The following is a 25,652-nucleotide window of genomic DNA, read 5'->3' on the forward strand; positions in this document are numbered from 1 at the left end:
CATGGCAAAATTCTACATTAAACATCTTACAAAATATACATATAGCAACAAAGTGATTGATGCTGCTAATTTAATTAGGTTGCACCCTATAAATGACGAGTATCAAAAAGTACTATCGCACACCATTGCCGTTACAAATAACGCTTACATTCAAGTATTTACGGATTTTTACAATAACGCATTCGGCACTTTTATGATTACCGAACCTCATGATGAGTTATCTATTATATCTGAAGTTGAAGTTGTTACGTTTGATAAAATTTTTCCAGATGATAGCGTGGCGATTGACGAACAATGGACTGAAATAAAATCCATTCAAAAGCAGATAGATTACATGGATTTCATGCTATATAACAAAGCTTTTGGCTACAATGAAGAGGTTTTGAATATCATTAATACTATTGACACTAAAACCCATTCGCCTTATAGAGTGGTATTGCAACTTTGCGAATATGTCTATAAAAATTTCAAATATATACAAGGAATAACTACTGTAAGTTCAACCCCAGAAGAAGTTTGGGATTTAAAAGCTGGGGTTTGCCAAGATTTCACCAATGTATTATTGCAATTAGTTAGAATGACTGGAATTCCGGCACGTTATGTCAGCGGTTATATTTGTCCGAATGAAACCATAACAAGAGGCGAAGGTGCCACTCATGCATGGATTGAAGCTTACATTCCCTTTTACGGTTGGTTTGGTGTTGACCCAACAAATAATGCCATTGCCAATGAAAACCATGTACGTTTGGCCGTAGGAAGGAATTATGACGATTGTGCTCCTGTTAAAGGTGTTTTTAAAGGGAATGTAGAATCAGAATTACTTGTTAAAGTAGAAGTTAGCACCACAAAAAACAGCCATTTAGATCACGCCTTCACAAAAGATTTCGTGCCTTCATCTACTACCAACAGTTATTTGCAAAATTTAGAAATCATTCAGCACCAACAACAGCAGCAGCAACAATAAAAAGTTTTAACTCTTTTTGTGGAATTTCATTACTTTAGATGCTATATTTTTCAAATAAAGAATGAATCATGAAAACAGATATTAATACTGTTGAAGACTACATCGCTGGATTTCCTAAAGACGTTCAGAATAAATTAAAGTTGGTTCGAAAAACCATCTTAAAAAATGCACCAAACGCCATAGAAAATATTTCATATGGCATGCCCGCTTATAAATTGAACAAAAAACCACTGGTTTACTTTGGTGGCTTTGCCAAGCATATTGGTTTTTATGCCACGCCAACTGGTCACCAAAAATTCGAATCACAACTTTCTAAATATAAACAGGGAAAAGGCTCAGTTCAATTCCCGTTAAATGAAGAACTTCCCATTGATTTAATTACAGACATTGTAGTTTTCCGAGTGAATGAGAATAATCAGAAATAATATGAATCAAGAGATAGCTGCTTACAATGACCAACTGGAATTTGAGGAACGCCAAATATGTGATTATTTAGCCGTTTTTATTTACAGACAATTACCAGATGTGGAAAGCAAAATTTGGCACAGGCATCCTGTTTGGTTTTTAGATGGAAATCCAATTGTAGGTTATAGCAAATTAAAAAATGGCATTCGGTTGATGTTTTGGAGTGGTGCCAGTTTTGAAGAGGTGGACTTAAAACAAGGCTCAGGAAAATTTAAAGACGCTTCCATACTTTACACATCTTTAGAACAAATAAATAGTATGGATTTAGAGCGCTGGATTCAAAAAGCACAAGACATTCAATGGGATTATAAAAATGTAGTAAAGCGAAAAGGAGTTTTGGAACGTTTAAAATAACCTAATTTATTTTTTTCTATCAATGACGTAATTTACCATTAGTTCCAGCGATTTTTTATAATCGGATTCTGGATAGACTTCAAGCAGTTTTAAAGCTTCTTCTTGAAATGAATTCATTTTATTAATGGCATAATCTAAACCACCATTATCTTTCACAAAAGCAATAACTTCTTTAACACGCTTAGTATCTTTATTATGATTTTTTATGGAATTAATCAACCAATTCTTATCTTTCTGAGAGGCTTGGTTGAGCACATAAATTAACGGCAAGGTCATTTTTTGTTCTTTAATATCGATGCCCGTTGGTTTACCGATTTGCGTATCGCCATAATCGAACAAATCGTCTTTAATTTGAAATGCCATGCCAATCAATTCACCAAACTTACGCATAGTTTCCACATGCTCGGACTCAGGTTTTACCGAAGCAGCCCCCAAACTACAGCAAGCAGCAATAAGTGTTGCGGTTTTTTGACGGATGATTTCATAATAAATAGCTTCGGTTATATCTAATTTCCTGGCTTTTTCTATCTGAAGTAATTCGCCCTCACTCATTTCGCGAACGGCAATGGAGATGATTTTAAGCAAATCAAAATCATTATTATCAATGGAAAGCAACAAGCCTTTTGACAATAAATAATCGCCTATTAAAACAGCTATTTTATTTTTCCAAAGGGCATTGACGGAAAAAAAACCGCGTCTGCGATTACTGTCGTCCACTACATCATCATGCACCAAGGTAGCAGTATGTATCAATTCAATAACTGACGCACCTCGGTAGGTCCGTTCGCTAACTTCTCCGTTCGATACCATTTTGGCAACCAAAAACACGAACATGGGACGCATTTGTTTACCTTTTCTGTTTACAATGTACGTCGTGATTCTATTAAGCAAAGCCACTTTACTAGACATAGACAATAGGAACTTTTGCTCGAAAAGATCCATTTCATAGCCTATGGGTTGTTTTATTTGCTCTACTATTTTCATTGAAAGTTTAAATATACTATTTCATATGTAAATATCAATTGTTTTTTATAGGTCATATGGTATCACTTTATTTTCATTGGTGTTGGCGTTTCCAAATCATGGCGATTTCAAATGAATTAAATTAAAAAGTTTGTTATTGTTTGATAATGGATTCCTGCTTACGCAGGAATGACAAGTAAAATTAATAATTATAGTAATCCTCAAGATTTATTGGCTAATTGTCCGCACGCAGCATCAATATCTTTCCCTCTACTTCGGCGGACATTTACTACAATTCTATGTTTCTCTAAATGATAAATATAATTTTCAATGGCTTCGGGGTTTGCCTGTTGGAAATCACCATCATCAATGGGATTATATTCTATAATATTGACTTTACAAGGCACATATTTACAGAATTTCACAAAAGCATCAATATCTTTTTGGGTATCATTAATACCTTTCCAAACTACATATTCGTAACTGATTTTCCGATTGGTTTTCATGTACCAATACTCTAAAGCTTCTTTTAAATCTGCTAACGGAAAGGTTTCATTAAATGGCATAATGGAGGTTCTAACCTCATCAATAGCGGAATGTAACGACACGGCCAAATTAAATTTCACATCATCATCAGCCATTTTTTTAATCATTTTAGGCACCCCTGAAGTTGAAACCGTAATGCGCTTTGGAGACATCCCCAAACCTTCAGGAGAGGTAATTTTATCAATGGCTTTAATAACATTATTATAGTTCATAAGTGGTTCGCCCATACCCATAAAAACAATATTGCTAAGCGGTCTGTTAAAATATAATTTACTTTCTTGGTCTATGGCAACCACTTGATCGTAAATCTCGTCCGGATTTAAATTACGCATGCGTTTTAATCTGGCGGTAGCACAAAATTTACAGTCCAAACTACAACCAACCTGACTAGAAACACAAGCCGTTGTTCTAGTTGCTGTTGGAATTAAAACAGATTCTACAATAAGACCATCATGCAATTTTACGGCATTTTTTACAGTACCATCTTTACTACGCTGCATAGTATCGACCTGAATGTGGTTGATAACAAAGTGCTGTTCCAATAAATCTCTGGTTTCTTTTGAAAGATTGGTCATCCCATCAAAAGAATGTGCCGCTTTTTGCCAAAGCCATTCATAAACCTGATTGCCCCTAAATGCTTTATCGCCTTGCTTTACGAAGAAATCCCTAAGGTCTTCTTTTGATAATGCCCGAATGTCTTTTTTAGTTACTGTCATAAGTGATGCAAAAATAGTGAAAATCCTCCCTTAATCCCTCCAAAGGAGGGAAACTCTTACTCGAAAAATACTGCTTTAAAAATAGGTGAATGCAAAAAAAAGCCTTGTTAAACAAGGCTTTTAAATTTATATGATTAGCATGGCATCACCGTAGCTGTAGAATTTGTATTTTTCCTTGATAGCTTCTTGGTATGCTTTTTTAACGAAATCTACGCCACCAAATGCGGAAGCCATCATTAATAATGTCGATTTTGGTGTATGGAAGTTTGTAATCATGCAATTTGCAATACTAAAATCATAAGGAGGAAAAATAAACTTATTTGTCCAACCTTCCATTTCATTTAACATGCCATTTGAAGATACTGAACTTTCAATTGCACGCATGGCTGTTGTACCAACGGCACAAATACGTTTTTTATTTTTAATACCTTTATTAACGATTTCAACCGCTTTAGAATCAATAATTAATTCTTCACTATCCATTTTGTGTTTTGATAAATCTTCTACCTCAACAGGGTTGAAAGTTCCTAAACCAACATGCAACGTGACTTCAGCAAAATTAACGCCTTTAATTTCCAATCTTTTTAAAAGATGCTTTGAAAAGTGAAGTCCAGCGGTTGGTGCTGCTACAGCACCTTCTTTTTTTGCAAAAATGGTTTGGTAACGTTCTTCATCTTCTGGTTGCACCTCTCTTTTTATATATTTAGGAAGCGGTGTTTCACCTAATTCAGTTAATTTATGTCTGAATTCCCTATAAGAACCATCATATAAAAAACGCAATGTACGTCCACGAGAAGTCGTGTTATCTATAACTTCAGCAACAAGCGTATCATCATCGCCAAAATATAATTTATTCCCAATTCTTATTTTCCTAGCTGGATCAACCAAAACATCCCAAAGACGTTGCTCTTCATTTAATTCCCTTAACAAAAACACTTCAATTCTCGCTCCTGTTTTTTCTTTATTTCCATACAATCTTGCCGGAAATACCTTGGTATTGTTTATAATCATGACATCGCCTTCATCAAAATAATCCATGATATCTTTAAACAGCTTATGCTCTATAGTTTGCGTTTTTCTGTTTAAAACCATTAAGCGAGATTCATCTCTGTTCTCTGCTGGATATTCTGCCAATAATTCGTCTGGTAAATTAAACCCGAAGTTTGATAATTTCATCTAAAATGTAGTTTAAAGTTTAAAAGTTTAAAAGTTTAAAGTTTTTGCTTTAACTTTTAAAAATAAGGTTGCAAATATACAATTGTGAGATAGGCCTTGTCAAGTAAATACGTGATTATTATTTTGTTATTTTAAAACCAATGGATTCTAGGTCTTCCCAAAAGGTTGGATATGATTTTGAAACCACGTTGGCATCTTCAATTATCAAATCTGTTTTTAATGCCAAAGGTGCAAATGCCATAGCCATTCTGTGGTCGTGATATGTGGCGATAGGTATGTTTTTATTTATTTTATGTGAAGGTGATAAATGTAAAGATTCGTCTGTAATTTTAACGTTTCCTCCTAGTTTTTCTATTTCGGTTTTTAAAGCCACCAACCTGTCGGTTTCTTTTATCTTTAAGGTATGAAGCCCTGTTAAATCACATGCTATTCCCAATCCGAAACACGTCACCGCAATGGTTTGGGCAATATCTGGAGCATTTTGAAGGTTCAAAGTTAAAGGCTCAAGATTTATGGATTCTTTTTTTAACGTAACCGTATTATTTTTAAAAGTTGATGTTACTCCAAAGTGTTTGTAAATATCTACCAACAAAGAATCACCTTGCAATGAATGTTCTTTATACGAAGACAATGAGATTTCTGTACCAATATCGCATAAAGCCACAATGCTAAAGTAATAAGACGCAGAAGACCAATCGGATTCAACCGTTAGGGTTTTGGGTTTTGGGTTATGGGCACTGGGTTTAACATTGATAGTATTTCCAATAAAGGATGTTTCCACTCCAATTTCATCCAAAAGTGCCAATGTCATTTTTATGTATGGAATCGATGTAATTTCTCCTTCTAGTGTTAATTCCAATCCGTTTTCAAGTCGAGATGCAATTAATAATAATGCAGAAATGTATTGGCTGCTTACATTTGCTTGGAGTGACACTTTATTTTTCGTCAGCTTTTTTCCCTTTATCCTTAAGGGTGGAAAGCCTTCATTTTCGGTATAACTAATATCTGCACCAAGCTCATTTAAAGCATCGACTAAAATTTTAATCGGACGCTCCTTCATACGTTGAGACCCTGTAATAATAACCTCTTTTCCTTCTTGTATAGACAAAAAAGCGGTTAAAAAACGCATGGCTGTTCCTGCATGATGAATATCTATAATATCAGAATCTGAAATTAATGCTTGGGTCATTAAATTACTATCATCAGAATTTGAAATGTTTTCCAAAGTAAATTCTGGGTACAAAGCTTTTAATAAGAGCAACCGATTAGATTCACTCTTAGAGCCCGTTATAATGATGTTGTGATTTTTATTTTCTATTTGCGATTTGTGAAGTGTAATATCCATTATAATGTATTAAAAAACGCTTCCTAAAAAGAAGCGTTCAAAGATACTTATAAATTATTTTAATTTTTCATTATTATGATGCCTATCATGGTCGCGTTTTCCTTTCTTGTCCATGCGCTTATCGAAAGCCTCTTGTAAATCGATGCCCGTTTGGTTTGCCAAGCATAATACCACAAATAAAACATCGGCTAATTCCTCGCCCAAATCTTTATCCTTATCACTTTCTTTTTCACTTTGTTCACCATATCGGCGCGCTATAATACGTGCCACCTCACCTACTTCTTCGGTAAGTTGGGCCATATTGGTTAACTCATTAAAGTAACGAACGCCATGATTTTTTATCCAGTTATCTACTATTATTTGTGCGTTTTTAATATCCATTATATTTTAGTAAGAATGATTTGTTCTGCTTCTTTTTCAATAAATTTATTAAAATATTCTTTTAAACTATCATAATACATAGGCGAAATAATAGGCGCATTCATTTTCGTTGAAACTATTACTTGAATACTTTTTTCATTTCCAGAAACATTATATTTAAATTCTGCCAAATTATCTGGCATCATTACCACTGCGGGTTGCGGCATACTTTCAACTTTATAGCCTTCAGGCACATTTATTATCATTCTATATGCAGTTTCTGAGGGATATCCAAAATCTACAGGAAACTCTCTTTTTTCTAATTTAAAAGGATTTTCATTTGTCTTTAAAAAGAACAAAGGCGAAAAGTAGAGCTTATTCCCAATAACATCTGCCTGACTTTCTAATGAAAATTTATATGTTTCTGTAATAGGCTCCGATAAATCATAATCGTTTTTAACTTCATAATCTGAAATTTCCATGCCTTTATATTTGTTTTCAAGATTTTCTAAAAATTGGGTCTTATCTGTTTCTAAATATTTTTCCCGATAGGACATGGCATCATGATTGGTTTTTATAGACCTATAATTCCCTTCTATATTTCCGCTTTCATCTAAATTAGCCAACATTGTTATCGTATTTCTAGACTGTTCACTTGGATATAAACTTATTGTTGACGAACTTTTATTCTTTCTAATGATTCGCCCTTCCCAATTTAAAGCTTTAGTTGGTAAAATGTTTGGCATTGTAAACTTGTTACTCGCATCCAATAGTACGACACCTTGTTCTGTTTCTATACCTGATATAACATAATTATAGCCATCTATTGTTGGGAATAATGGAATCCCATTTTGCCGTGTACTAACCAAAACTGGATTTGCATTTAAGCCAGCGTGACGCAACATGGCTGTTAACATGAGATTTATTTCGGCAACGTTTCCTGTTTGGTCTTTGTAAGCCTTTCTAACCCCATCTCTACATGATATGCCATTATACCCATTCCACTTCACTTTGGTTTTTACAAAATTAAAAATCGATGCCGCTCTTGCCATTGGGTCTGAAATACTTGATATTAATACATTAACATCATCCTCAAAATAACCGGTTTTATTTAATTCATCGCCAAAACTAGAACTTTCATATATGGTTTTAACCACGTCTTCCCAAGTGGTAGAATAATATTTTATAGGTGAGTTAGGAAATTTGGTAAAAGATAATTCATATTGAATAGCCGAACGGTAATTACCAATATTGTTTACATAAGGCTCATCTTTTAATGCAGGAATATTTGATAAGTTATAAGAAGTCAAAGTAGTTATATGATCCAATGTTGATGCGCTTCGTGCTGGTGTTACCGAAAGCCCTTCTCTAACTTCCCTAGTTGCTGGAAAATAAATCTGACCACTTTTAGTTTCCACATTAGGAGTTACTAGTAAATACCCTTTGGTGTTTAATTTAAAATTAAAATATTCTGGTGTTTCAAAGGACGCTTCAAGTTTTTTTACTGGAATTGCATGTTGAAATACAAAATCATCCACATTCCAGTAAAAAGGAGACACGATGGTATATTTGTATTCAATTACACTACCTTCCTTAATATTTGGCATTGTAAACTTGGTTTCATTGTAATATTTAGAAACCTCTGTTTTAAAAATACCATCTTTTTCTAGTTTAGTTTCTTCTATTTTTCCATCTACCAAATTATAGGTAATGGCCTTTAGACTGGAAACTTTTTCCTCATCGCTTCCACTTTTATAAAGCTCTACTTGTCTGGTTGCATAATCAAATCCTTCTTGGTTATATATTTTTATACGTTCGTGGATATCGGTTATAAGTTGAAATCCAAAACTTTGTTCATACTTGATGTACGTCCTTCGGTTTTTATACAAATAGGTAGCGTTTGCAGCCGTATCTAGCGGGTTTAGTTTTTCCTCTAGTTCTTCTTTTGACACTTTTCCAAAGTCATAATTTTGAGCTAATGTCGTTATGGAAAAACATAAGACTAGCAATAATGTGGTGGTTTTCATATGTAGATATTTATTGTTTTTTATTTGTCATATGTTATTCGTATACCGTAATCAGTATCTGTGACCAATTTTAGGTTATACTCATTTCATTTATGGTTGGTTTTTGATTAGTACTACTTTGGCGTTATCTTGTTTTGATACTTCTATGTTAAATTCCCGAAAGGCTTCATAGTCTTCTTTTGGAAACTCTCCATCCTTTATAATAAATTGTCGTTTGTAAACTAGTGCATGTTCACCTTTTTTCTCGATTTCAACATGATAGCTTCCAAATTTATTTTCTATGGAAACATTGTTGGGCATGGCTTCAATTTTATAATCTGATGGCAATGTAATTTCAACTTCATCTACATCTTTAAAGCCTCTTTTAATTTTAAGCGGAAATTTTCTATCTCTATATCGGTCTGGAATTTGTGTCTGCCTATTTAAAGCATTTAATGTAACCAACATTCTATCGCCAGCTTTGTTAGAATAATTACTGGCAACAAAATTAATATCTTCAATAAACGCGATACGTTCTTTATCGTTGGTAATTTGAATATTATTAATGGTTATGCCGTTTACATAATTCCATCTATTTTTATAGTAGGTATCTAAATCCCTTTGGGTTTGGGTTTCATACATATATTTATCATCATACTGAATGCCTTTAGAATTCACATTGACCTTCACATTAATATCTCCAGCATTTGATATTGTATAATGTCCTATTACATGTTGGGTGTTTTCTTCGGTAGTATATTTTTTGGTGCGCTGAATTTTACCCCCTTCTGGCGTTACAACCAGCACATCTCTATCATCGGTAAAATCACCTATAAAACCAAAAGGCGCTTTTTGACTGGTACATTCTAACCAAAGTGTATCATTTTCTGTTGGAATGGATAAAATAGCATGATTACCTTGCATGGAAGCAAAATCATGATCTATATTTCTTTGATTTTCACCTGCATATAAAACAGTATAGTTTGACTCTATATTAGCCACTTTAAGCAAACACATGGTGTAATTTGTTAAAGCTTTACAATCTCCATAACTCAATCTATCAACTTCGGATGCATTAAAAGGTTTCCACCCGCCTATACCTACTTGCACGCTAATATATCTAGATTTATCTTGCACATATTGATATATTTTTTTCGCTTTATCAATATCATTCTTTTCATCTTTAACCAAATCTTGAATGAAAGACACCGTTTGGGGAGATAAATCGTGTGTATTTTGCAATAAATCCTTATAAACCCATTTCCCAAAATCATTCCAATTTTCAACCTGGGCCGACACGCCTTCTAATGTGAATTTTTTTGAAGCGAATAGTACTTTTGGGGACATATCTACCAAAGCAGGGCTAAAATCTTCTGGCTTCATAGCCTCCACATTCTTCACTGCATAGCTAATTTTATTTGAAAGCTCTTCTTTCGTCACATCAATACCTCCTAAATTCATTTCTTTGGTTCTAATAGGCGTATCTGCTGAAAAGTTTATAGTATAAGAACTATTCTGAACACTTAAAAAATAACTATTAATAGGCATGAAAGGCTCAATAAATGCCGTATTCGTTGTGTTTGTTGAGTAAATAAACTCCATGGTATAAGGATACGAAATGGGTGTATATTCTAAATATTTAACTCTTGAATCAGAATACAAGGTACCTCCATCTACGGCACTGACATCTTTAAAATCGTTCTTTTTGATTTTTTTTATTTCATTCCCTAACTGATTGAAAACCCTAACTTCTAATTCTTTAATTTTTACGTTATTATCATAATGTACATAAGCATCAATATTGTCATTACCTTCTTTGTTTAAAACAGTAATAATTCGTTTTTCAGAAACATCCATATTGTTTATGGAATTTACCGAAACATTTATTTCATGATGTCTAACAACTGCATTGGCATTTTGTTTAAGATTTTCAGGAATTGAAGCGGAAGAATATAAATTTTCTTGTGAAAAAAGATATGTTGCTGAGAATAAAATAAAAATAATCGCTATGCTTTTTACATTCATTTATTGTGAAAAATATGATTAAAGCATTAAATATATTATTTTTAAGCTTACAATTACATGAGAAAAATCATAATTCGTTGTAATGCTTAGCTTTTTAGTTTATAAGCTAAAATCTTACATATAAGATAATAAAATAAGGGAAGGACTATATATTTAATTAATTAGAGCTTGGATTACTCCCTATTTTTTGAATCAATTATTATAGTAACCGGGCCATCATTAATGAGTTCCACTTTCATATCGGCGCCAAATTGTCCCGTGTGAACTTTTTTATTTAAATCTAATTCCAATTGATTTACAAAGGTTTCATATAGTGGAATGGCAACATCTGGCTTTGCTGCTTTTATATAGCTTGGGCGATTGCCTTTTTTAGTTGAAGCATGTAATGTAAACTGACTTACCACAATAATATCACCATATATTTCTAAAACGGATTTATTCATCACGCCGTTTTCATCACCAAAAATGCGAAGGTTGGTAATCTTATTAGAAAGCCAATTAATGTCTTCTTGAGTGTCTTCATCAACAATTCCCAAAAGAATTAAAAGTCCATTTCCTATTGAAGCTACTATGTTGCTTTCAATCGTGACACTTGCTTTTGATACTCTTTGAATGACTACCTTCATAAGCCCCTAAATCCCCAAAGGGGACTTGTTTTTTTGTTTAATTTATAAGTCTGTTAGCTGAAATTGTAAACTGATTATTCCCGTTCCCAATCTTCCGTTCTATAATGTTCATCATCACCTTCAAGTATTTGTAAATAACTACGATAACGTGAATATGCAATCTCATCGGCTTCCAAAGCCGATTTCACGGCACATTTAGGCTCTTGCACATGCAAGCAATTATGGAATTTACATTGTTGTTTAAGGGCAAAAAATTCGGGGAAATAATCGCCTACTTCTTCTTTATCCATATCTACCACACCAAAACCTTTAATGCCAGGTGTATCAATAATTTTAGCATTAAAGCTTAAATCAAACATTTCTGCAAAGGTTGTGGTATGTTGCCCCTGCATGTGCAAGGTTGAAATTTCCTTGGTTTTAATATCCAAAGTTGGTTCAATAGTATTTACAAGTGTCGATTTTCCCACTCCTGAATGACCGGAAAACATATTAACTTTTCCCTTCATAATGGCTTTAACTTTATCAACATTTTTACCTGTTTTTGCTGAAACCCCAATACATTCATACCCAATTTTCCTGTACACATGAGCCAGAAATTTTACTTCATTTAAGGTCTCCTCATCGTAAGTATCAATTTTATTGAAAAGTAGAATCGTTTTTATTTGATAAGCATTGGCAGTGACTAAAAACCTATCGATAAAACTGGTTAACGTAGGCGGATTATTTATGGTAATCAACAAAAAAACCTGATCAATATTAGCTGCAATGATATGTGTTTGTTTGGATAAATTGACAGATTTCCGAATAATGTAATTCTTCCTATCGTGGATATTATTGATAATTCCAGAAACTTGATTATTATCGGTTTCCAATTCAAAATCTACAACGTCGCCAACTGCAATAGGGTTGGTACTTTTAATGCCTTTCATTCGGAATTTACCTTTAATACGGCACTCGTAAGTGTCGCCTAAATCGGTTTTAACAGTGTACCAACTTCCAGTAGATTTATAAACAAGTCCTGTCATTAAAATTCAATAATTGCTTATACAAATTAACAACATTTAGATATAATATGCTGTGGGATGAAATCATAAATTATAGAGAATAAAAAAAGCCCCGCAATCGCGAGGCTATTTTTTTAACCATTTATAATCTTCTCTTGATGATTGATGGATTCTTGATGAATAGCCTTAAACATTTTTAAAACAAATTCTTCGCTTAATCCTTTAGATTCTCCTTCAAGAACCATTTTACCTAATATTTCATTCCAACGTTTAGATTGTAAAACAGCCACGTTTTTTTGTTTTTTAAGGGCTCCAATACTATCGGCAGCTTTCATACGCTTACCTAACAAATCTATAATTTGATTATCAACAATATCAATTTGAGCTCTTAAATTATCAAGTTGCTTATTGTAATCCGCTTCTGGATCGCTCTCTTTTTTTATTTTCAAATCTTTCATAATTTGAATCAACACTTTTGGTGTTACTTGCTGAGACGCATCACTCCAAGCATTATCTGGATCAAAATGGGTTTCAATCATGAGTCCGTCAAAATTCAAATCCAATGCCGTTTGCGACACATCAAAAATCATATCACGTTTTCCTGTAATGTGCGATGGATCGTTAATTATTGGTAAATCTGGAAACTTGGTTTGCAACTCGATTGCCAATTGCCATTCTGGATTGTTTCTATATTTTGTTTTTTCGTAAGTTGAAAATCCTCTATGGATAACGCCTAATTTTTTAATGTTGGCCGTTGCCAAACGCTCAATCGCGCCCAACCACAACGGCAAATCTGGATTTACTGGGTTTTTTACCAATATAATTTTATCGGTTCCTTGTAAAGCATCGGCAATTTCTTGAACGATAAAAGGACTCACTGTAGAACGCGCACCAATCCATAATAAATCGACATCATGTTCTAAAGCCAATTTTACGTGGGCAGCGTTAGCAACTTCGGTCGCTGTTTTCATACCCGTTTCATCTTTTACTTTTTGCAACCATTTCAAACCTAAAGCACCAACACCTTCAAACATGCCTGGTCTTGTTCTTGGTTTCCAAATACCTGCTCTATAATAGTTAACATCCGTATCTTTTAGCTCATGAGCTATCCTTAACACTTGTTCTTCAGTTTCGGCACTGCATGGTCCTGCGATAACCAAAGGATGATCTAATTTTAAATCATCTAACCAGCCTCTTAATTCCTTCTTGTTTTCCATAATCTTTAATAAAATTTCAAAATTAAATTCCAAATTCCAAATCTTTATATTTTTTATAAATTGGATTTTAAAATTTTGTTTTGGGTTTTGTTTTTAAATAATTCCGTTTAAAATGTCTTTTATATGATTGGTGTTTTTCATCTCATTATAAATGGCTTCAAAGTCATCTTCTTTCATCATATCCCTAAAATGAGTGAGATTTGTAATATATTCTTCTAATGATTCAATAACATTCTCTTTGTTTTGTCTGAATATGGGAGACCACATTTCTGGTGAACTTTTAGCCAATCTTACTGTTGAAGCAAATCCACTACCTGCCATATCGAAAATATCGCGTTCATTTTTTTCTTTTTCAATAACGGTTTTCCCCAACATAAATGAGCTAATATGCGATAAATGAGAAACATATGCAATATGCTTATCATGTGAGTCTGGATTCATACGTCTCAATTTCATACCAATTGCGGTAAAAAAATCCAATACCTTATTTTTAAGAGCTTCATCTGTTTTATCTTCTTCACAAATGATATTTGTTTTATTCTGAAACAAATTATATATAGCTGCTTTTGGTCCAGAGTATTCAGTACCTGCAATAGGATGCATCGCTAAAAAGTGTTTTCTTTTAGGGTGATTTTCAACCACTTTACAAATTGCTTCTTTCGTTGACCCAACATCAATGACCAATCCTGTTTCCGATATTTTGTCTAAAAGCGTTGGCAATAATTTTACGGATGCATCAACAGGTATGGAAAGAATCACTAAATCAGCATTAGGAATATCATCAATAGTTGCTTTTCTATCAATTAAATTAAGCGCCAAAGCTTCATCAAGTGTTGATTCTTTTCTACTTATGCCATAAATAGTGACCGTTGGGTCTAGCCTTTTAATTTCTAAAGCTAGACTCCCACCAATTAAACCAACTCCTATGATGTATATATTTTTCATTACTCTCTAAACCCTCTTCAAAGAAAAGTGTTTTTAAAATTTAAATTATTTCACTCTTTTTATAGCTTCCTCCAATTCTTCTTCTGAAGCGCATAAAGAAAACCTGATATATCCTTCGCCTTTGGTTCCAAAAATAGTTCCCGGTGTAATGAATATATAATTGTTTTTTAATACCGAATCAATAAATTCTTCAGACTTTACATTTGAAGGCAGCTTTGCCCAAACAAACAATCCAGTTGCTTGTTCATCATACGTACAGTTTAATGCTTTTGCCAATTTCCACACCAGCTCCCTACGTTTTCTGTAAACACTATTTAAGGTAACAAACCACATGCTTGAACATTTCAAGGCTTCAATAGCACCTTTTTGGATACCATAAAACATCCCAGAATCCATATTGCTTTTAACTTTTAAAATATGACTTATATAATTGCTGTCGCCTACAACCATACCAACACGCCAGCCAGCCATATTAAAAGTTTTACTTAGCGAATTAAGCTCTAAACAAACCTCTTTTGCTCCCGCAATGTTCATAATACTTTTAGGTGAATCATTCAGTACAAAACTATACGGATTATCATTAATAATCAATATATTATGTTTTTTAGCAAAAGCAATTAAATCTTTAAATAACTTATCTGTAGCGCCTGCTCCTGTTGGCATATGTGGATAATTTACCCACATTAACTTTACCTTACTTAAATCTTGTTTTTCAATGGCTTTAAAATCTGGAAACCAATGGTTGGCTTCATCAAGATCATAAAGAAATGTTTTGGCTCCGACTAAATTTGTCACCGATTGATAGGTTGGATATCCCGGATTCGGAATTAAAACCCCATCACCTTCATTCAAAAAAGCCATAGAAATGTGCATGATGCCTTCCTTACTTCCCATTAATGGTAAAATCTCGGTTGTAGGGCTTAAAGACACATTAAAATGGTCTTTATAGAATTTAGCCATACCTTCCCTTAAAGCTGGCAAACCTTGATAACTCTGGTATTGATGTGCTTTAGCATCTTGCAAACCTTCAATTAAAGCATCAACCACTTTTTGAGGTGGTGCCATATCTGGGCTACCAATACCTAAGTTAATAACGGGTTTTCCACTGGCAATAAGCATCCCAACCTCCCTTAGTTTTTTTGAGAAGTAGTATTCTTCAACCGTGTTCAATCTATTGGCAGCTTCAATCATTTTTTTGCATTTTTATATTCACCCAATACTTTAAAATTAATGGCCATAATGTCTATAATAGATTTTGCTTTTTTAAAATCGGCATACGTTTCAAAAGTAACATCCACAAAAAAAGCATATTTCCAAGGTGTCTCTATAATGGGCATGGATTGTATTTTGGTCAAATTCAATTTACAATCGCTCATCACATTCAATATGGTTGCTAAACTGCCGCGTTTATGGTCTGCTTCAAATTTTAATGACGCTTTATTAATTTCATGTTCTGGAACTTCAGAATTTACTCTTTTTACAATCGCAAATCTGGTTTCATTATGTTTTATGGTTTGAATGCTGTGCGCCAATATATCCAATTCAAAAATTTCCGCAGCCATAACACTCGCAATAGCACCAACATTTTTAAGCTGTTGTTTATGAATACGCTCTGAAACCTCAGCCGTATCTTTATCTTCAACAAGTTTGATATGCGGATAATCCTTAAAAAATTCTTTGCACTGCAACAAAGCCATAGGATGCGAATACACTTCCTTAATATCTTCGATAGTTTGATTCGGCAACGCCATCAAATTATGCTGAATATCCAAATAATGTTCGCCCACAATATGCAAATCGTATTTATCGATTAGTGCATAATTTGGCAAAATGGAGCCTGCAATGGAATTTTCCAAAGCCATAATTACAGCATCGCTCTCATTTGTTACTAGGGATTCCACAACCCCATCAAAAGTCATACATTCAATAACATCAACAGGCTTTTCAAAATATTGCAATGACACAATATGGTGAAAAGATCCTCTAATTCCTTGTATGGCAACCGTTTTTATCATACATAAAAAAAGTCCCGATTTTCATCGAGACTTATATTAAATTTATATCCTATAAATTATACATACAACGCCTCGATCCTTTTGCTAAAAAAGAAATAAAAGTTGCTAAAATATGTATAATACGCTGTTCTCATAATTACGCCGCTAAAGTAACTAATATTTTAATATATCAAAATCGAATATTTATTTTTTTTCATTTTCATCAAAAGTTTTAAAGATTTTACATCAAATCTTACATTACACGATATAATCGTTATTTTTGAACAAATTATTTAAATATGTCAATAGAAGTTAAAGGTATTTCTAAACTTTATGGAAGCCAAAAAGCTCTAAATAATGTGTCATTTAAGATAAATAACCCAGAAATAGTTGGCTTTTTAGGCCCAAATGGCGCCGGAAAATCGACTATGATGAAAATTTTAACCACGTTTCTTAAAAGTGATGTTGGCAATGCCAAGGTTAACGGACATGATATTAACGACAATATTGAAGGCGTTCAAAAAAGTGTTGGGTATTTACCTGAAAACAATCCGCTATATTTAGAGATGTACGTTAAAGAATATCTATCCTTCAATGCCAATATCTATCATGTTTCCAAAGACAGAATTAATGAAGTTATTGAACAAACCGGTTTAACGCCAGAATCGCATAAAAAAATTGGTCAGCTTTCCAAAGGTTACAGACAACGCGTGGGATTGGCAAATGCCTTGTTGCATGACCCAGAAGTTTTGATTCTTGATGAACCTACAACAGGTTTAGACCCTAACCAATTAGTGGATATCAGACATTTAATCAAAACCATTGGAAAGAGAAAAACCGTGTTTCTCTCCACGCACATTATGCAAGAGGTAGAAGCGATGTGCGACCGTGTTATCATTATAAATAAAGGAGAAATTGTTGCCGATAAGAAACTACAGGAGCTACGTGATAGTAAAGAACAAATTGTTGTGGTGGAATTTGATTATAGAGTTGAAGATGCCTTTTTATTGAAATTACCAAAAGTTAAAAGCGTTATAAATACACACGATTTTGTATATGAAATAACCTTTTCGACTTCAGATGACATGCGCGCTCATGTGTTTGATTTTGCACATGATAATCAATTGAAGATTTTACAGCTTAATCAAAAAAATGCCAGTTTAGAATCTCTTTTTAGAGATTTAACTTCAAAATAATACTGTCCTTTCTTCTGCAATTTTTGAGAGGTATGATATAAATCAGTTTTACAAATATATGAAGACGTTAATTTTGCGTATATTTTAAAAACAAAAGCTAATTATGAGTAAAGGGATATATGTTGCCGCCATTGAACCAAGTAGTGGCAAATCGGTTGTTGTTTTAGGCCTTATGCGTATGTTGTTGGGTAAAACGGCAAAAGTAGGGTATTTTAGACCCATCATTGATGATACTGATGAAGGTGAAATCGATAATCATATCAATACGGTATTGTCATACTTTGAAATTAATATTGACTACAAAAAATGTTTCGCCTTTACTAGAAATGAAGTTCTTAACCTATACAATCAAGGGAAATCTGGTGATGTTATTGATGAAATCATTCGTAAATACAAATATCTTGAAGACCAATTTGATATTGTTTTAGTGGAAGGTACCGACTTTTCACATGAAAACTCTAGTCTGGAATTAGATATTAACATGCTCATTTCAAAAAATTTGGGATTACCTGTAATTATCGTTACCAGAGGTGATAAAAATGATTTAAAGGACATTGTTGATAATGTGCAATTGGCTTACGACACCTTTAAACAAGAAGCTGATGTGCTTTCCATTATGACCAATAAAGTGCATCCCCATAATCTTAAAGAATTAAAACGCTTATTAAAAGAGCGTATAAACAATGATACCGATATTACCGTTATCCCCATAATCCATAGCTTATCAAGCCCTACCATAAAAGAAATTGTAAAATTATTACATGGAAAAGTTCTTTTTGGAAACGATATGTTACACAATCTTTCCGAAAATTTTAGTGTTGGCGCTATGCAATTGCGTAATTATTTAACGCATTTAAAAGATAATGCTTTGGTAATTACCCCAGGAGATCGTGCCGATATCATTCTTGGCGCATTACAAGCCAATATCTCGAAAAACTATCCAAAAATTTCTGGGATTATTTTAACAGGTGGTCTTATTCCTGAAGAATCCATACTAAAACTCATTGAAGGTCTTTCAAGTATTGTTCCTATAATCAGCGTTAACGGTGGTACCTACTCCGTCACCAATAGTATTGGCACCATCAAGCCAAGAATATATGCTGATAATACTGAAAAAATCACAACAGCCATTGCCACATTTGAAAAGCATGTAGATACCGATAAGTTAGCGGATAAATTAATAACCTTTGAATCGGATATATTTACACCTAGAATGTTCCAATATAATTTATTGCAACGAGCTTTAAAAAACAAAAAACACATTGTATTGCCTGAAGGTTATGACGAACGTGTATTGCGTGCAGCAGCCCGTTTAATTAATGCACAAGTTGTAAAATTAACGCTTATAGGCAACGAAGATAAGATTAAAGAACTGGTTGAAAAATTTGATATTCCTTTAGATTTAAAAAAGGTAAACATTGTATATCCTACAAAATCACCCCATTTTGAAGATTATGTTAACACACTTTATGAATTAAGAAAACATAAAAATGTTAATTTAGCAATGGCGAGGGATGCCATGGCCGATGTATCTTATTTTGGAACAATGATGATTTATAAAGGCCATGCCGATGGTATGGTTTCAGGAGCAGTACACACCACACAACACACCTTACTACCAGCTTTGCAATTCATTAAAACCAAACCCGGTGTTAATATTGTATCGTCTATATTCTTTATGTGTTTAGAAGATAGAATTTCTGTTTTTGGTGATTGTGCCATAAACCCAAATCCAAATGCTACTGAGTTAGCAGAAATTGCTATTTCATCTGCCCAAACCGCTAAAGATTTTGGTATTGAACCCAAAGTGGCCATGCTATCTTATTCATCGGGTGCTTCAGGAAAGGGCGCTGATGTTGAAAAAGTAAGGGAAGCCACAGAAATTGTTAAAACACAGGCACCAGATATAAAAATTGAAGGGCCTATTCAATATGATGCCGCTGTAGATATGCGTATTGGAAAAAGTAAAATGCCTGATTCTGAAGTTGCCGGACATGCCAGTGTACTCATTTTTCCAGATTTAAATACTGGTAACAACACGTACAAAGCAGTACAACGTGAAACAGGCGCTTTGGCTATTGGTCCTGTTTTACAAGGACTGAACAAACCCGTTAACGACCTAAGTAGAGGGTGCACAGTAGATGATATTTACAGCACCGTCATTATAACCGCTATTCAAGCTCAAGAACTTTAACAAATATATGCAGGTACTCGTTTTAAACTCAGGAAGCTCCTCTTTAAAATTTCAATTATTCTCTATGCCAGATGAAACTATTCTTTGCTCTGGATTAATTGATCGTATTGGTTTTAATGATGCTAATTTTAGATTCAAAACCCAAAAAGAAACCATTGATTTTGAAACTCAAATTTTAAGTCATAAATCCGCCCTAAAATTAGTATCACAGTATTTATTGGACAAAGATCATGGTGTGATAAAATCCCCTGAGGATATTTCTGTTGTTGGCCATAGAGTGGTTCACGGAGGCAGTTATTTTAGCGACACCACTGAAATCACAAAAGATGTAAAAGATAAAATACGATTTTTATCGTCTTTAGCACCGCTTCATAACCCTCCAAATTTAGAAGGCATAGAAGTAGCCGAAGATATTTTCCCCAATGCCAAACAAGTCGCTGTTTTCGATACAGCATTCCTTCAATCTATTCCAGAAGTGGCATACAAGTATGCCATTCCGAATGAGTTTTTAACCGAACATCAAATTCGTTTGTATGGTTTTCATGGAACAAGCCACAAATATGTTTCGGAAAAAGCTATTGGTTTTTTAGGCAAAAAAGAGTCTAAAATAATTACCATCCATTTAGGAAATGGTTGCAGTATGACAGCTATTAAAAATGGAAAAAGTGTTGATCATTCTATGGGATTTTCTCCTTTAGACGGATTAATTATGGGTACACGGTCTGGCGACATTGATCCTTCCATCATCTTTTATTTAAAGGACAAACTAAAATACCATTTAAAGGATATAAATACTTTATTGAATAAAAAGAGCGGCATGCTTGGACTCACGGGTTATAGTGATTTAAGAGACATAGAAGCCATGGCCTCCAAAGGCAATCCCGATTGCTTATTGGCTTTGCATATGAACGCCTATCGCATAAAAAAATATATAGGAAGCTATGCTGCTGTGTTAAACGGATTGGATGCTATCGTATTTACGGGTGGCATTGGTGAAAATTCAAAATTTATGAGACAATTGGTTTGTGAAAATTTAGAGTTTCTAGGCATTGAAATAGATGCTGAAAAAAACACGCATGACACTAAAGGCATTCGTGCTATAAATACTGAAAACTCTAAAGTAAACATTTTGGTGGTTCCCACTAATGAAGAATTGGAAATCGCCAAGCAGTCCGTAAATTTATTTAAAAATTAATCGCCCTTTATATTGTTCAAGAACATCAACGATTGGTGGTTGGTTTAAGCAAATAACGTCTCCTGTTCCCGAGATTTTTCCTGTTATGGATTGTTGTGGATTTAAAATCATATCATTTGAACTTCTATTCCAAAACGTTACATTCTGGGCAACAAGATTTCCACCTTCAAACCTTGATCCTCCAGATGCGAAAGTAATATTTAAGTTATTGGTAGTTCCCGAAACAAAGCAATTCGATATATTATTAAATACAATGGTAAAAGCATCATTATTTAATTGCAAATAAAAATTGCCAATGGTAAAACTATCTGGCACACTAAAATCTTCAGATAAAATGGTTAAATTAGGATAGGTTAATACCCCATCAGAACTTATATTATACTGTGTTGAACTTCTAATTTCAGTAATGTTTGGAGACGTTACATACACCTTTGTAATGCCATAATCCCGAACGTAATTGCAAATATTATTATCTGTCAAAATGAGTCTTCCATCTGTAACGACTGCATCTACATCATTTAATAAATTCTTACCTGTTTCAATGATTACTTGTTGTTTTGCACCTTCTTTTACAATCAATTCGATATCTCTATTCACTAAAATTTTATCGAAAATATTAAGGCTTATTTCATGCTGAATAATGCCACCCGTTGTTTGAAAACAATCGCCTGCTTGTTCGCTATTACAAGCAAAAATCAAAATAGACATTAATATGCAAACTAATTTTCTCATCTTCTTGTCATTGACTTCGTCGAATCTTCAATTTCCTGCTAAAGCAGGAATCCAATATTATTTTTAAGTTCTATTATAACCTCACTCCTATTCCAAATTCAACAGCTTCAGCCTTGGCTCCATGTGATTTCAAGGTTAAAGCACCAAACCACTTGTTATCAATATAACGTTTTAAACCGACCCTAAAATAGGTTCGTCCTTCAAAATCGTATGGATAATAGGTATAATAGCCTAATTGCGTGACTAAGGACGTTTTATTAACAAACAACTCATGGCCCACAAAAAAACCAACACGTTTATAATCTTCATCTCCAGTAGTTGACTCCTCTGGATATGACACCGACCTATAATAAATATACTCTTTTAAAAAATTGGAAAAAAATACTTCCGTTCCAAACTGAAAAGCACTTTTCACATTAATCCGTTTATCAATATAAGCCGAGACTATATAAAATGGGAATTGTCCACTACCAACAACATCACTTTCATTAACCCCAGTTCTAAAAACGAAATTGTATTTTATTGGCTGCGTGAATTTTTCTTTGCTATTTTCAGATAATGTTGAGATGTATTCTGGTTCTTCGTCATCTAAACTATAGGTAACCCCTAAATTAAATGTGATGGAATTAATGCTTGTATTAGGTGCTTTTACATTCGCATTCGAATAATGGATTAAAGATAATCCAGCCTGTAACCCAAAATTATCAATAATCTTTTCCTTTTTATAATTAAGCATCACATAGGTGCTACTCAATAATTTAGACCCGAACGCATTATTTCTATAATTGGATTCTTTGTCGTATGGGTTTGTGGTTAAAGCCAAACCTTGTCCGATACGCATCATTAAATTCCGTTTTAAAAAGTAGAAATTATAATGTCCGTAAACGGAATAATTATTCCCTAAAACATCATTTTTTAAATTCTGATAAATGAAAGACGCTCCGAAATCTGGATAGTTATAGCGCTGTTCCCAATCATTAAATCCGTAGGTTTTTTTATTCCAACTTAAAATAACCCCTTCAGGGTGCCCATTAATTAAATGAAGAATATCATTATTATGAAGTGCAATGTTTCCCTTAAAATAATTGACATCAAAATACGATGTATGCTGTTTATCTTGTGAAAAACCAAAGATTGAAATTAGAATAAAGGCGTAGGTTAAAAATGGTCTCATTAAAGCATTTGCTTGTTCAGTAAATGTACCATATTTAAAATAAAGCAGCCGCAATTGCTTTTATATTATCACTTTTACCCATGGAATAATAATGCAAAACAGGAACACCTGCCTCTTTTAACTCTTTGGATTGTTGGATAGCAAACTCAATACCCACTTGCCTTACGGCATTATTATCTTTACACGCTTCAACTGCTTCAATAAGTTCTTGTGGAATATCGATTTTAAAAACTTGAGGCAATAATTGCAAATGACGTTTTACTGCAATCGGTTTAATCCCCGGAATAATTGGCACGGTAATCCCTGCGGCTCTTGCTTTTTCAACAAATTCAAAAAATTTATTGTTATCAAAAAACATTTGCGTCACCACATAATCAGCACCAGCATCCACTTTGGCTTTTAAACGTTTCAAATCCGTTACCAAAGATGGTGCCTCCATATGTTTTTCAGGATAGCCTGCAACTCCAATACAAAAATCGGAATTATGTTCTACCACCACGTCATCATGTAAATATTTACCACGATTTAAATTAGCAATTTGTGCAACCAACTCGCTGGCAAACGCATTCCCTCCTTCAACTGGCCGGAAATAAGGCTCATCTTTCATGGAATCTCCTCGCAAAGCCATCACGTTATCAATGCCTAAATAATGGCAATCGACCAACACATACTCAGTTTCTTCTTTGGTAAAGCCACCACAAAGCAAATGCGGGATGGCATCAACACCATATTTATACATAATAGAGGCGCAAATACCAACAGTTCCCGGGCGCATACGGGTGATGCGTTTATCTAAAAGTCCGTTGCCTTTATCTAAATAAACATATTCCTCCCTTGAAGTTGTTACATCAATAAAAGGTGGTTTAAACTCCATTAAAGGATTTATATTATCATATAATTCTTGAATATTCTTCCCTTTTTGAGGAGGAATTACTTCAAAAGAAAATAATGTTTTTCCGTTGGCTTTTTGTATGTGATCTGTTACTTTCATTCCCATTTCCTGCGAAGGCAGGAATCTTATTTAATATTAATTCTTATTTTTATTCGACGCGAATACAAAAATAAATTTCTAAAATTTTAATTATTTTAAGTGTTACCGCTCCTAATAGTCTTTGGACTTTCCTCTGCAAATGTAAAACATCACGTTTTAAATAATATGTATAAGTATCCCTAACACAAACATAATATTCTTATTCAGATGCTATAGCAGAATATTGATATTTATCCATCAATAATTTCACTTCTATAAGTAACTCAATTGAAGCCTCAATTTCAGCCTTTCGTATTGAAACACTTTCAATATTAAATCCAATTGGTATATTTTTATCTTTACAGTAATCCAATAACTCCTCTGCAATACTTTTACATATTTCAATTGACTTTGAAAGGATATCCTTTGAGTGTTTTAAATCGTTTTTCAACCATTTTGGAATATCAATTCCCAGCCATTCCATGAACTCCATTGTTTTTATAGAACCACATGGTGTTAATGTAAATATAATGGGATGCAAGTCTCTATTATTATCCAATGAGCTATAATAATAATCAGAAAGAAAATTTTTAGTATTATCAATGTTGTAAACACATTGTGAAATAAAAAAATGACATCCTTTATCTATTTTATTAAATAATCTAATATGCTCATCATTCTTTTTATAATGACGCTCAGGAATTATAACACCTCCCAATTTAATTGAATTAACCGAATTTTCATTAATATGATAGGCATCGTTTAATGATAGATTGGACTTCTGTCTGATTGATGGTGTTCCCACAAAAACAGAATAGTCAATGTTTTTACCATATTTATTAATCCATGCATTAAGCTCATCTACAGAATATTTGCCAACACTCTTATATATTATCTTGGGAACTTTTAGCTCTTTTAGATAAGTTGTACTATAAGTATCTGGGCTTAAAGTTTCCATAAAAGGAAATGGTCTAGGCTGGTCATTCCTAGAAGACTCATCTTGAATATCATACAATACTAAACCATCAATTTCTAATGCACTTATACGTTCAATTTGTTTATCGGCAATGACTTTAATTTTATACTCATCTGTATGCAACTTAGGAGGGGTTAATCCATAAAGTAAAACTCCAGACTTTCTGTTGTTAATTTTATTTTCTAACATTCCTGTGAAACTAATAGTTTTTTCAACTCATTATAGTCTTCTTTATATTCCCAATAAATCCATCGTCCATCCACATAATCGGTTAAAATATATTTTTCGCTAACTGATTTTATTCTGGAAATAGGTATGATTTTCTTCGAGAAAGTATCCGAAGCAATCGACTCCATCATTTCTTTATTTTTGGCATTATACCCATGGGATATGATGTAACTACCTAATGTTAATTCTATGAATTTGTCTGTCATTTCTAAATTAAATTGGTTTCGTCATTGCGAATGAAATGAAGCAATCTGTTCATAAGATTACTTGGTCACTCACTC

24 protein-coding genes are annotated in these 25,652 nt (G+C 33.5%); 6 read left to right on the forward strand and 18 right to left on the reverse strand.

The features are described from left to right. Position 1: 1 nt before the first annotated feature. The 3 genes from CDH50_RS00525 to CDH50_RS00535 all read left to right on the forward strand — a co-directional run bounded on the left by CDH50_RS00525 (position 2) and on the right by CDH50_RS00535 (position 1,783). Complete coding sequence (locus CDH50_RS00525; RefSeq protein WP_100609946.1) at positions 2 to 964, forward strand: transglutaminase family protein; 963 nt, start codon at positions 2 to 4, stop codon at positions 962 to 964. Between the two features lie 68 nt (positions 965 to 1,032). Further along, a complete protein-coding gene (locus tag CDH50_RS00530; RefSeq protein WP_100609947.1) occupies positions 1,033 to 1,389 on the forward strand; it encodes an iron chaperone in 357 nt (118 codons plus the stop codon). A gap of 1 nt (position 1,390) precedes the next feature. Then, a complete protein-coding gene (locus CDH50_RS00535; RefSeq protein WP_100610549.1) occupies positions 1,391 to 1,783 on the forward strand; it encodes a DUF1801 domain-containing protein in 393 nt (130 codons plus the stop codon). A 6-nt stretch (positions 1,784 to 1,789) separates the two neighbouring features. Here CDH50_RS00535 and CDH50_RS00540 read toward each other — a convergent pair whose 3' ends face one another. The 13 genes from CDH50_RS00540 to CDH50_RS00600 all read right to left on the reverse strand — a co-directional run bounded on the left by CDH50_RS00540 (position 1,790) and on the right by CDH50_RS00600 (position 16,727). Then, a complete protein-coding gene (locus CDH50_RS00540) occupies positions 1,790 to 2,767 on the reverse strand; it encodes a polyprenyl synthetase family protein (protein ID WP_100609948.1) in 978 nt (325 codons plus the stop codon). A 200-nt stretch (positions 2,768 to 2,967) separates the two neighbouring features. Then, positions 2,968 to 4,008: a 23S rRNA (adenine(2503)-C(2))-methyltransferase RlmN gene (rlmN, locus tag CDH50_RS00545; RefSeq protein WP_100609949.1), complete on the reverse strand. Its 1,041-nt coding sequence runs from the start codon at positions 4,006 to 4,008 to the stop codon at positions 2,968 to 2,970. Positions 4,009 to 4,134: 126 nt separating this feature from the next. Then, positions 4,135 to 5,184 carry a tRNA preQ1(34) S-adenosylmethionine ribosyltransferase-isomerase QueA gene (queA, locus tag CDH50_RS00550; RefSeq protein ID WP_100609950.1) on the reverse strand — a complete coding sequence of 350 codons (1,050 nt, stop codon included), beginning with the start codon at positions 5,182 to 5,184 and terminating at the stop codon, positions 4,135 to 4,137. Between the two features lie 118 nt (positions 5,185 to 5,302). Next, positions 5,303 to 6,529 (reverse strand): 3-phosphoshikimate 1-carboxyvinyltransferase, encoded by a 1,227-nt coding sequence (locus CDH50_RS00555; RefSeq protein WP_100609951.1) that lies wholly within the window; start codon positions 6,527 to 6,529, stop codon positions 5,303 to 5,305. A 54-nt stretch (positions 6,530 to 6,583) separates the two neighbouring features. Then, on the reverse strand, positions 6,584 to 6,910 hold the full coding sequence (locus CDH50_RS00560; protein ID WP_100609952.1) for a nucleotide pyrophosphohydrolase: 327 nt from the start codon (positions 6,908 to 6,910) through the stop codon (positions 6,584 to 6,586). Continuing rightward, positions 6,910 to 8,916, reverse strand: coding sequence for a DUF3857 domain-containing protein (locus CDH50_RS00565; protein ID WP_100609953.1), 2,007 nt, complete (start codon positions 8,914 to 8,916; stop codon positions 6,910 to 6,912). Before CDH50_RS00565 ends, CDH50_RS00560 begins: the two co-directional genes overlap by 1 nt. 90 nt (positions 8,917 to 9,006) lie before the next feature. Continuing rightward, a complete protein-coding gene (locus CDH50_RS00570; RefSeq protein WP_100609954.1) occupies positions 9,007 to 10,920 on the reverse strand; it encodes a DUF3857 domain-containing protein in 1,914 nt (637 codons plus the stop codon). A gap of 173 nt (positions 10,921 to 11,093) precedes the next feature. After that, on the reverse strand, positions 11,094 to 11,546 hold the full coding sequence (gene dtd, locus CDH50_RS00575) for a D-aminoacyl-tRNA deacylase (RefSeq protein ID WP_100609955.1): 453 nt from the start codon (positions 11,544 to 11,546) through the stop codon (positions 11,094 to 11,096). Between the two features lie 74 nt (positions 11,547 to 11,620). Further along, positions 11,621 to 12,571: a ribosome small subunit-dependent GTPase A gene (gene rsgA / locus CDH50_RS00580; protein ID WP_100609956.1), complete on the reverse strand. Its 951-nt coding sequence runs from the start codon at positions 12,569 to 12,571 to the stop codon at positions 11,621 to 11,623. A gap of 113 nt (positions 12,572 to 12,684) precedes the next feature. Next, on the reverse strand, positions 12,685 to 13,767 hold the full coding sequence (locus CDH50_RS00585; protein ID WP_100610550.1) for a bifunctional 3-deoxy-7-phosphoheptulonate synthase/chorismate mutase type II: 1,083 nt from the start codon (positions 13,765 to 13,767) through the stop codon (positions 12,685 to 12,687). Between the two features lie 93 nt (positions 13,768 to 13,860). After that, entirely contained in the window at positions 13,861 to 14,712 is an 852-nt protein-coding gene (locus CDH50_RS00590; RefSeq protein WP_100609957.1) for a prephenate dehydrogenase, read from the reverse strand. 45 nt (positions 14,713 to 14,757) lie between these two features. Then, positions 14,758 to 15,903, reverse strand: a complete 1,146-nt coding sequence (locus CDH50_RS00595; protein ID WP_100609958.1) for a pyridoxal phosphate-dependent aminotransferase — start codon at positions 15,901 to 15,903, stop codon at positions 14,758 to 14,760. Next, positions 15,900 to 16,727 (reverse strand): prephenate dehydratase, encoded by an 828-nt coding sequence (locus CDH50_RS00600; protein WP_100609959.1) that lies wholly within the window; start codon positions 16,725 to 16,727, stop codon positions 15,900 to 15,902. The genes CDH50_RS00595 and CDH50_RS00600 overlap by 4 nt, the downstream gene beginning before the upstream one ends. A 278-nt stretch (positions 16,728 to 17,005) precedes the next feature. Between CDH50_RS00600 and gldA the strand changes: the two genes are divergently transcribed. From gldA to CDH50_RS00615, 3 genes are all read left to right on the forward strand, one after another. After that, positions 17,006 to 17,902: a gliding motility-associated ABC transporter ATP-binding subunit GldA gene (gene gldA, locus CDH50_RS00605; protein ID WP_100609960.1), complete on the forward strand. Its 897-nt coding sequence runs from the start codon at positions 17,006 to 17,008 to the stop codon at positions 17,900 to 17,902. Positions 17,903 to 18,005: 103 nt separating this feature from the next. Then, the gene (gene pta, locus CDH50_RS00610; RefSeq protein WP_100609961.1) at positions 18,006 to 20,096 is read left to right on the forward strand and encodes a phosphate acetyltransferase; all 2,091 of its coding nucleotides are present in this window, start codon (positions 18,006 to 18,008) and stop codon (positions 20,094 to 20,096) included. 7 nt (positions 20,097 to 20,103) lie between these two features. Further along, a complete protein-coding gene (locus CDH50_RS00615) occupies positions 20,104 to 21,291 on the forward strand; it encodes an acetate/propionate family kinase (protein WP_100609962.1) in 1,188 nt (395 codons plus the stop codon). On the opposite strand, the gene CDH50_RS00620 is transcribed toward CDH50_RS00615, so the two are convergent. The 5 genes from CDH50_RS00620 to CDH50_RS00640 form a co-directional block, all read right to left on the reverse strand. Continuing rightward, positions 21,277 to 22,023 (reverse strand): head GIN domain-containing protein, encoded by a 747-nt coding sequence (locus tag CDH50_RS00620; protein ID WP_100609963.1) that lies wholly within the window; start codon positions 22,021 to 22,023, stop codon positions 21,277 to 21,279. The two genes, CDH50_RS00615 and CDH50_RS00620, sit on opposite strands and share 15 nt — an antisense overlap. Before the next feature lie 73 nt (positions 22,024 to 22,096). Then, positions 22,097 to 23,197, reverse strand: coding sequence for an acyloxyacyl hydrolase (locus tag CDH50_RS00625; RefSeq protein ID WP_100609964.1), 1,101 nt, complete (start codon positions 23,195 to 23,197; stop codon positions 22,097 to 22,099). A gap of 34 nt (positions 23,198 to 23,231) precedes the next feature. Then, positions 23,232 to 24,188: a methylenetetrahydrofolate reductase [NAD(P)H] gene (gene metF, locus CDH50_RS00630; RefSeq protein WP_100610551.1), complete on the reverse strand. Its 957-nt coding sequence runs from the start codon at positions 24,186 to 24,188 to the stop codon at positions 23,232 to 23,234. A gap of 199 nt (positions 24,189 to 24,387) precedes the next feature. Next, positions 24,388 to 25,332 (reverse strand): methylenetetrahydrofolate reductase, encoded by a 945-nt coding sequence (locus tag CDH50_RS00635; protein ID WP_100609965.1) that lies wholly within the window; start codon positions 25,330 to 25,332, stop codon positions 24,388 to 24,390. After that, complete coding sequence (locus tag CDH50_RS00640) at positions 25,326 to 25,577, reverse strand: hypothetical protein (protein ID WP_100609966.1); 252 nt, start codon at positions 25,575 to 25,577, stop codon at positions 25,326 to 25,328. Before CDH50_RS00640 ends, CDH50_RS00635 begins: the two co-directional genes overlap by 7 nt. Positions 25,578 to 25,652: the final 75 nt, after the last annotated feature.

It is taken from the genome of Confluentibacter lentus (genome assembly GCF_002806995.1).
GTDB lineage: Bacteria > Bacteroidota > Bacteroidia > Flavobacteriales > Flavobacteriaceae > Confluentibacter > Confluentibacter lentus.

What these genes read in the sequence shown, in the direction of transcription:
- CDH50_RS00525 (WP_100609946.1), top strand. Translation starts at nt 2, where the DNA reads ATGGCAAAATTCTACATTAAACATCTTACAAAATATACATATAGCAAC.
- CDH50_RS00530 (WP_100609947.1), top strand. Translation starts at nt 1,033, where the DNA reads ATGAAAACAGATATTAATACTGTTGAAGACTACATCGCTGGATTTCCT.
- CDH50_RS00535 (WP_100610549.1), top strand. Translation starts at nt 1,391, where the DNA reads ATGAATCAAGAGATAGCTGCTTACAATGACCAACTGGAATTTGAGGAA.
- CDH50_RS00540 (WP_100609948.1), bottom strand. Translation starts at nt 2,767, where the DNA reads ATGAAAATAGTAGAGCAAATAAAACAACCCATAGGCTATGAAATGGAT.
- rlmN (WP_100609949.1), bottom strand. Translation starts at nt 4,008, where the DNA reads ATGACAGTAACTAAAAAAGACATTCGGGCATTATCAAAAGAAGACCTT.
- queA (WP_100609950.1), bottom strand. Translation starts at nt 5,184, where the DNA reads ATGAAATTATCAAACTTCGGGTTTAATTTACCAGACGAATTATTGGCA.
- CDH50_RS00555 (WP_100609951.1), bottom strand. Translation starts at nt 6,529, where the DNA reads ATGGATATTACACTTCACAAATCGCAAATAGAAAATAAAAATCACAAC.
- CDH50_RS00560 (WP_100609952.1), bottom strand. Translation starts at nt 6,910, where the DNA reads ATGGATATTAAAAACGCACAAATAATAGTAGATAACTGGATAAAAAAT.
- CDH50_RS00565 (WP_100609953.1), bottom strand. Translation starts at nt 8,916, where the DNA reads ATGAAAACCACCACATTATTGCTAGTCTTATGTTTTTCCATAACGACA.
- CDH50_RS00570 (WP_100609954.1), bottom strand. Translation starts at nt 10,920, where the DNA reads ATGAATGTAAAAAGCATAGCGATTATTTTTATTTTATTCTCAGCAACA.
- dtd (WP_100609955.1), bottom strand. Translation starts at nt 11,546, where the DNA reads ATGAAGGTAGTCATTCAAAGAGTATCAAAAGCAAGTGTCACGATTGAA.
- rsgA (WP_100609956.1), bottom strand. Translation starts at nt 12,571, where the DNA reads ATGACAGGACTTGTTTATAAATCTACTGGAAGTTGGTACACTGTTAAA.
- CDH50_RS00585 (WP_100610550.1), bottom strand. Translation starts at nt 13,767, where the DNA reads ATGGAAAACAAGAAGGAATTAAGAGGCTGGTTAGATGATTTAAAATTA.
- CDH50_RS00590 (WP_100609957.1), bottom strand. Translation starts at nt 14,712, where the DNA reads ATGAAAAATATATACATCATAGGAGTTGGTTTAATTGGTGGGAGTCTA.
- CDH50_RS00595 (WP_100609958.1), bottom strand. Translation starts at nt 15,903, where the DNA reads ATGATTGAAGCTGCCAATAGATTGAACACGGTTGAAGAATACTACTTC.
- CDH50_RS00600 (WP_100609959.1), bottom strand. Translation starts at nt 16,727, where the DNA reads ATGATAAAAACGGTTGCCATACAAGGAATTAGAGGATCTTTTCACCAT.
- gldA (WP_100609960.1), top strand. Translation starts at nt 17,006, where the DNA reads ATGTCAATAGAAGTTAAAGGTATTTCTAAACTTTATGGAAGCCAAAAA.
- pta (WP_100609961.1), top strand. Translation starts at nt 18,006, where the DNA reads ATGAGTAAAGGGATATATGTTGCCGCCATTGAACCAAGTAGTGGCAAA.
- CDH50_RS00615 (WP_100609962.1), top strand. Translation starts at nt 20,104, where the DNA reads ATGCAGGTACTCGTTTTAAACTCAGGAAGCTCCTCTTTAAAATTTCAA.
- CDH50_RS00620 (WP_100609963.1), bottom strand. Translation starts at nt 22,023, where the DNA reads ATGAGAAAATTAGTTTGCATATTAATGTCTATTTTGATTTTTGCTTGT.
- CDH50_RS00625 (WP_100609964.1), bottom strand. Translation starts at nt 23,197, where the DNA reads ATGAGACCATTTTTAACCTACGCCTTTATTCTAATTTCAATCTTTGGT.
- metF (WP_100610551.1), bottom strand. Translation starts at nt 24,188, where the DNA reads ATGAAAGTAACAGATCACATACAAAAAGCCAACGGAAAAACATTATTT.
- CDH50_RS00635 (WP_100609965.1), bottom strand. Translation starts at nt 25,332, where the DNA reads ATGTTAGAAAATAAAATTAACAACAGAAAGTCTGGAGTTTTACTTTAT.
- CDH50_RS00640 (WP_100609966.1), bottom strand. Translation starts at nt 25,577, where the DNA reads ATGACAGACAAATTCATAGAATTAACATTAGGTAGTTACATCATATCC.